The organism is Bisgaardia hudsonensis, assembly GCF_004345785.1.
Classification (GTDB): Bacteria; Pseudomonadota; Gammaproteobacteria; order Enterobacterales; family Pasteurellaceae; genus Bisgaardia; species Bisgaardia hudsonensis.
Map to the genome: position 1 here is coordinate 61,601 of NZ_SLXI01000007.1, position 7,308 is coordinate 68,908.

Sequence of the window (7,308 nt, forward strand, 5' to 3'; positions counted from 1 at the left end):
TTTTAAATAAAATTAAATATTTTTATTATGTTATTAATATTTGATTTAAATCACAAATATGGTTTTTTTTTATTTAAAAGTAAGTTTTTTATTAAAATAGGCATTAAAAAAAATTTTTTTTTGATACAATGTAAATACTCAATTTTTACTATATTTATATTTATTAACTTTTAAGAGGTGAATTATGACTGATTTAAACAAATTAGTAAGTGAGTTAGGTGAACTAGGTATTACTGGTGTAACAGAAGTTGTTTACAACCCAACTTACGAAAAATTATTTGAAGAAGAAACAAAACCTGGTTTAGAAGGTTTTGAAAAAGGTACTGTAACTAAAGCTGGTGCTGTAGCGGTAGATACAGGTATTTTCACTGGTCGTTCTCCTAAAGATAAATATATTGTTTTAGATGATAAAACAAAAGACACAGTATGGTGGACTAGCGAAGCAGCTAAAAACGATAACAAACCAATGAACCAAGAAACTTGGAAAAGTTTAAAAGGTTTAGTGACTAAACAACTTTCTGGTAAACGTTTATTTGTTGTTGATGCTTTCTGTGGTGCTAACCCTGATACTCGTTTATCTGTTCGTATAGTAACTGAAGTAGCGTGGCAAGCACATTTTGTTAAAAATATGTTTGTTCGTCCATCTGATGCAGAATTACAAAACTTCAAACCTGATTTTGTTGTAATGAATGGTGCTAAAGTTACTAACCCTAACTGGAAAGAACAAGGTTTAAATTCAGAAAACTTCGTTGCATTTAACATTACTGAAGGTGTTCAATTAATTGGTGGTACTTGGTACGGCGGTGAAATGAAAAAAGGTATGTTCTCAATGATGAACTACTTCCTTCCATTAAAAGGCATCGCATCAATGCACTGTTCAGCTAACGTTGGTAAAGACGGCGATGTAGCGGTATTCTTCGGTTTATCAGGAACAGGTAAAACAACACTTTCAACAGATCCAAAACGTCAATTAATCGGTGATGATGAGCATGGTTGGGACGATGATGGTGTATTTAACTTCGAAGGTGGTTGCTATGCTAAAACTATCAACCTTTCTGAAGAAAATGAACCAGATATCTATCGTGCAATTAAACGTGATGCATTATTAGAAAACGTTGTAGTTCGTGCAGATAGCACAGTTGATTATGATGATGGTTCAAAAACAGAAAATACGCGTGTTTCTTACCCAATCTATCATATTGATAACATCGTTGCTCCAGTTTCAAAAGCTGGTCACGCTAAGAAAGTTATTTTCTTAACTGCTGATGCATTTGGTGTATTACCGCCGGTTTCTAAATTAACTCCAGAACAAACTAAATACTATTTCTTATCTGGTTTCACTGCTAAATTAGCTGGTACAGAACGTGGTATTACAGAACCAACACCTACATTCTCAGCTTGTTTCGGTGCTGCATTCTTATCTTTACACCCAACTCAATATGCTGAAGTGTTAGTTAAACGTATGGAAGCTGCTGGTGCAGAAGCATACTTAGTTAATACAGGTTGGAACGGTACTGGTAAACGTATTTCTATCAAAGATACTCGTGGTATCATTGATGCAATCTTAGATGGTTCAATCGAAAAAGCAGAAATGGGTTCATTACCAATCTTTGATTTAGCAATTCCTAAAGCATTACCAGGTGTTGATCCTGCAATTTTAGATCCACGTGATACTTATGCAGATAAAGCACAATGGCAAACAAAAGCTGAAGATTTAGCTAACCGTTTCGTTAAAAACTTTGAAAAATATGCAACTAATGAAGAAGGTAAAGCATTAATTAAAGCTGGTCCTAAAGCATAATTTGCATTAAAATTTAGTTAAATTTTGACCGCACTTTGAGATTGTTTTCAAAGTGCGGTTATTTTTTGAGAGTTTTTAATATTTTCTTGATAAGACTTTGGAAATTTTATTTTTTAAGCGTAAAATTTCTGAAATTTATTTTTATGGAAAATTTTTATGTTAGATATTGTTTTATATGAGCCAGAAATCCCACAAAATACAGGAAATATCATTCGTTTATGTGCAAATACTGGATTTCGTTTACATTTAATTGAGCCGTTAGGATTTACTTGGGATGATAAAAAACTACGCCGTTCAGGGTTAGATTATCACGAGTTTGCCGAAATTAAACGCCATAAAACTTATGAAATGTTTTTAGAATCAGAAAATCCAAAGCGATTATTTGCGTTGACAACAAAAGGAAGTCCTGCACATAGTCAAGTGCAGTTTGAATTAGGTGATTATTTAATGTTTGGTCCAGAAACCAGAGGTATTCCAATGGCTATTTTGGATAAAATGCCAATGGAACAAAAAATACGTATTCCTATGACCGAAAATAGCCGTAGTATGAATTTATCTAATTCGGTAGCGGTTACTATTTATGAGGCTTGGCGTCAATTAGGTTATCAGGGTGCCATTAATTTAAAGTAATATTAAATTTATCCTGACAATTTTAATGGCATATTTTCTTTATTGAGCATTGCTTGATGTTCTTTAATTAATAACATAAATGGTTGTGCGAAGCGTTCTAATTTTATTGCCCCTATACCATTTATTTCTAACATTTCTCTTGCTGTAGTTGGTTTATATTGTGCCATTTCTTGTAATGTCGCATCATTGAAGACTATATAAGGTGGGATATTTTCTTTATCGGCAATTTGTTTACGTAAAAATTTTAGTCTAGCAAATAGATCTTTATCATAATTGATAATAGCTGATTTGCTAGTTGCAGTTATATTAGTAATAGCTGAAATTCTTGGCATAGCTAATTTTAAAGTTTGCTCACCACGTAAAATTGGTCTAGCATTTTCGGTCAATTGTAATTTTGAACTAAAATCATCAATAACTTGTCGAATAAAACCTTGATGTACTAATTGACGAATAACAGATTGCCAATATTCATTGTTGCGATCTTTCCCTATGCCAAAAACGCTTAATGTATCATGATGATTATCCTTTATTTTTTGGTTTTGCATTCCTCTCAATACCGCAATAATATAATGCACCCCAAAAGATTGACCTACTCGATAAATGGTTGACATTACTTTTTGTGCATCAATTAGACCGTCATAGCTTTTTGGTGGATCAAGGCATATATCACAGTTATTACAAGGTTGATGTTTATTTTCACCGAAATAATTTAGTAATACTAAACGGCGACAAGTTTGGCTTTCTGCAAATTCACCAATCGCTTGTAGTTTATGTTGTTCTATTTGTCTCTGTTGTGTTTCTTGTTTTTCGAGTAGTATTTTTTGTAACCAAGCATAATCTGCAGGATCATAAAATAAAATAGCTTCTGCGGGCAAATCATCTCTTCCAGCCCGTCCTGTTTCTTGGTAATAGGATTCTATACTACGAGGTAAATCAAAATGAGCAACAAAACGTACATTTGACTTATTTATTCCCATACCAAAAGCAACTGTGGCGACAACTACTTGGATATTATCTCGTTGAAATGCCCTTTGAACTTGTTCACGTTGATTACTTTCCATTCCTGCGTGATAAGCTTCAGCCATTATGCCTTTATTGCGTAAACTCTCTGCAAGTCGTTCTACTTTATTGCGACTATTACAATAAACAATGCCACTTTTTCCTTTTTGTGATAGTACATATTTACAAAGTTGTTCAGTGGGTTTAAATTTTTCTACTAAAGTATAACGAATATTTGGGCGATCAAAACTGCCAATATGAATATAGGGATCGATAAGTTGTAGATTACGAAGAATATCTTTTCTTGTTGTTTCGTCTGCTGTTGCTGTTAGTGCCATAATCGGTACATTGGGAAAACAACTTTTTAAACCGCCTAGTTGTGAATATTCTGGTCTAAAATCATGTCCCCATTGGGAAATACAATGCGCTTCATCAATAGCAATAAAACTTAATTGGCAATGATTAATAAAATGAAAAAAACTCGTTGTCATTGATTTTTCAGGAGAGATATAAAGTAATTTTAATTTTCCTGATGTCGCTTTATTTTGAATTATTTGTTGTTCTTCAAATGTTTGCGTTGAATTAAGATAATCAGCTTCGATACCATTTGTTACTAATTGATCCACTTGATCTTTCATTAAAGAAATTAATGGGGAGATAACAAGGGTTAATCCAGAAAAATAAAGGGCAGGAATTTGATAGCAAAGGGATTTTCCATTACCTGTTGCCATAATAACTAGACTATCCTTTTTAGCTAGGGTAGCATTGATGATATCTTCTTGTCCTTTTCTAAAGGATTGATAACCAAATACGGAATGCAATATATTAAGTGCGGTATTATTTTGTGAAGAATTTTCAGAAAAATTAACCGCACTTTTTTTATTGTCTTGATTTGGCATAATATTGTTTGATCAACAAAATTGCTATTAACGAGAAAAATGAATTTGTTCGCCATAGTGCTGGCAAGCATCTTCTAAACAATCCCAAAATAATTTTCCATCATTGGTGATCCATTGATTATTTTTAAATGAAAAATGGTAACCACCTAATTTACTAGCAAGCCAAAGTTCAAATAATGGTTCTTGTTTATTGATAACGATTTGGTTGCGATTTTCAAAAGTAATAGTAAAAACAGAACCTTGAGTATCACAATCTACATCGGCACCATTTTTTTCTAATTGTTCTTCAATACTTAACCATATTTTTTCTATATTTTGATGATAATCAGTGATATTCATAAAATTCCTCAATTTATTTTACAATGAGAAAGAATTATAAAGATTTTCCTTAGATAGTGATAGCACAAAGCGTAATTTAATGGTAAAAATAAGATAATTTAATTTTTATAAGGGATCATATATGAAAAAGTTAATTTTAGTTTTTCTAATTAGTGCGGTTACTTTTTTGGTAAGTTCTTGTGGCGTAAAAGGACCACTTTATTTTCCTGAGCAAGAACAATCTGCTCAACAACAATAAATAGTAGGATCTACAATGGATTTCTTTCAATATAAAAATAATCAATTAATGGCTGAAAATTTATTGGTGAGCCAAATAGTTAAAGAATATGGTACGCCAGCTTATATTTATTCAAAAGCAACCTTAGTTCGCCATTGGAATGCTTTTAATGACGCTTTAGGTGAACATCCACATTTAATTTGTTTTGCGGTTAAGTCCAATCCTAACATTGCAATTTTAAATATTATGGCAACATTAGGATCGGGTTTTGATATAGTTTCTCAAGGTGAATTAGAGAGAGTCCTTGTGGCTGGAGGTGATCCTAAAAAAGTTGTTTTTTCAGGTGTGGCAAAATCTGTAACAGAAATTACTCGAGCATTAGAAGTGGGAATTCGTTGTTTTAATGTAGAAAGCCTTTCTGAGCTTTATCGTATTAATGACATAGCTAAAAAATTGGGAAAAAAAGCTCCTATTTCTTTAAGGGTTAATCCTGATGTTGATGCCCATACTCATCCTTATATTTCAACGGGTTTGAAAGAAAATAAATTTGGTGTTACCGTTGAAAGGGCGAGAGAAGTTTATAATATTGCAAAACAGTTAGAATATATTGAAATTGAAGGGCTAGATTGTCATATTGGTTCACAATTAACTGAATTACAACCATTTTTAGATGCTACCGATCGTTTAGTTATTTTAATTAAACAGTTAGAACAAGATGGAATTCAATTAAAACATTTAGATTTAGGTGGTGGTTTAGGTGTAACTTATACCGATGAAAAAGCACCATTACCTTCTGAATATGCAAAAACTATTTTTGAAAAGCTAAAAGGTTATGAAAATTTAGAAATTATTTTAGAGCCGGGTCGAGCGATTACAGCTAATGCGGGTATTTTAGTGACGAAAGTAGAATACCTAAAAACAAATGAAGAGCGCCATTTTGCTATTGTTGATGCGGGTATGAATGATATGCTTCGACCTGCTTTATATCAAGCTTATATGAATATTATTGAAGTTGATCGTTCTTTAGAGAGAGAAACCAGAATATATGATGTTGTTGGCCCTATTTGCGAAACTTCTGATTTTTTAGGAAAACAACGTCAATTAGCCATTGCTGAAGGTGATTTTATTGCACAACGTTCAGCAGGGGCTTATGGTGCAAGTATGGCATCAAATTATAATTCTCGTCCCTTAGCCATAGAAATTATGGTTGATGATGACAAATCTCATTTAATTAAACGCCGAGCTAGTTTTGAAGAATTGTGGCGATTGGAAGCTTTAGTTAAATAATATTTACATATACCCCACCTAATATTGATTAAGTGGGGTATATAAAATTAATCTTCTTTTTCAAACAGAGCTTCAATAAATTCTTCTGATTGGAAAGTGCGTAAATCTTCAATTTTTTCACCAATTCCTATATAACGTATTGGCAAATTAAATTGATCCGCTATGGCAAAAATAACGCCACCTTTTGCTGTTCCGTCCAATTTTGTTAAGCTAATTCCAGTTAAACCAACTGCTTCATTGAATAATTTTGCTTGGCTAATCGCATTTTGTCCTGTACCTGCATCAAGAGTGAGCATAATTTCGTGCGGTGCGGTTTCATCATATTTTTTCATTACACGGACGATTTTTTTCAATTCATCCATTAGATTATTTTTATTTTGTAAACGTCCAGCTGTGTCAGCTATAAGAATATCAATATTACGTGAAGCGGCAGATTGCATTGCATCAAAAATAACTGAGGCTGAATCGGAGCCTGTACTTTGTGCAATGACTGGAATGTGATTACGTTCTCCCCAAACTTGTAATTGTTCTACTGCAGCCGCTCGGAAAGTATCACCAGCAGCAAGCATTACTGATTTACCTTGTGCTTGAAATTGGCGAGCAAGTTTTCCTATTGTCGTGGTTTTTCCTACACCATTTACTCCCACCATTAAAATAACATAAGGTTTTTTAGTCGTATCTATTACTAAAGGTTGTTCAACAGGTTTTAAAATATTCGTCAATTCAACTTTTAATTGCTGATATAGCAATTCAGCGTCTTTTAATTGTTTTCTACTCGCGTGTTGTGTCAGGTTTGATATAATTTTTTGAGTGGTTGGTACACCGATATCTGCAATTAATAATTGTTCTTCTAATTCTTCAAAGAGATCATCATCAATTTTTTTACCTAAAAATAGGTTACTAAAACTAGCACCAATATTTTCTTTCGTTTTTAATAAACCTTTAACTAAACGGCTAAAAAAACCACCATCACTTGGTTTTTCTTGTTCTTTCGTGATTTCTTCTTTGATGTCAGTATTATTTATAATATTATTTTCTGTTTCTGTTTCTGTTTCTGTTTCTGTTTCTGTTTCTGTTTCTGTTTCTGTTTCTGTTTCTGTTTCTGTTTCTGTTTCTGTTTCTGTTTCTGTTTCTGT

7 protein-coding genes are annotated in these 7,308 nt (G+C 32.6%); 4 read left to right on the top strand and 3 right to left on the bottom strand.

Annotation, left to right across the window (positions count from 1 at the left end):
• Positions 1–184: 184 nt before the first annotated feature.
• Together pckA and trmL are read left to right on the top strand one after the other, a co-directional pair.
• Positions 185–1,801, top strand: coding sequence for a phosphoenolpyruvate carboxykinase (ATP) (gene pckA, locus EV697_RS08935; protein WP_132024806.1), 1,617 nt, complete (start codon positions 185–187; stop codon positions 1,799–1,801).
• Between the two features lie 156 nt (positions 1,802–1,957).
• Positions 1,958–2,431: a tRNA (uridine(34)/cytosine(34)/5-carboxymethylaminomethyluridine(34)-2'-O)-methyltransferase TrmL gene (trmL, locus tag EV697_RS08940; RefSeq protein ID WP_132024808.1), complete on the top strand. Its 474-nt coding sequence runs from the start codon at positions 1,958–1,960 to the stop codon at positions 2,429–2,431.
• Positions 2,432–2,439: 8 nt separating this feature from the next.
• Here the strand turns inward: trmL and recQ are convergent, their stop codons facing one another.
• Positions 2,440–4,329 (bottom strand): DNA helicase RecQ, encoded by a 1,890-nt coding sequence (recQ, locus tag EV697_RS08945; RefSeq protein ID WP_132024810.1) that lies wholly within the window; start codon positions 4,327–4,329, stop codon positions 2,440–2,442.
• Positions 4,330–4,356: 27 nt separating this feature from the next.
• A complete protein-coding gene (cyaY, locus tag EV697_RS08950) occupies positions 4,357–4,668 on the bottom strand; it encodes an iron donor protein CyaY (RefSeq protein WP_132024812.1) in 312 nt (103 codons plus the stop codon).
• A gap of 121 nt (positions 4,669–4,789) precedes the next feature.
• On the opposite strand from cyaY, the gene lptM reads away from it, so the two are divergent.
• Together lptM and lysA are read left to right on the top strand one after the other, a co-directional pair.
• A complete protein-coding gene (lptM, locus tag EV697_RS08955) occupies positions 4,790–4,906 on the top strand; it encodes an LPS translocon maturation chaperone LptM (RefSeq protein ID WP_132024814.1) in 117 nt (38 codons plus the stop codon).
• A 15-nt stretch (positions 4,907–4,921) separates the two neighbouring features.
• The gene (gene lysA, locus EV697_RS08960) at positions 4,922–6,172 is read left to right on the top strand and encodes a diaminopimelate decarboxylase (protein WP_132024816.1); all 1,251 of its coding nucleotides are present in this window, start codon (positions 4,922–4,924) and stop codon (positions 6,170–6,172) included.
• A gap of 47 nt (positions 6,173–6,219) precedes the next feature.
• On the opposite strand, the gene ftsY is transcribed toward lysA, so the two are convergent.
• Positions 6,220–7,308 (bottom strand): signal recognition particle-docking protein FtsY (ftsY, locus tag EV697_RS08965; RefSeq protein ID WP_243694779.1); only part of this gene is annotated, 1,089 nt, incomplete at its 5' end.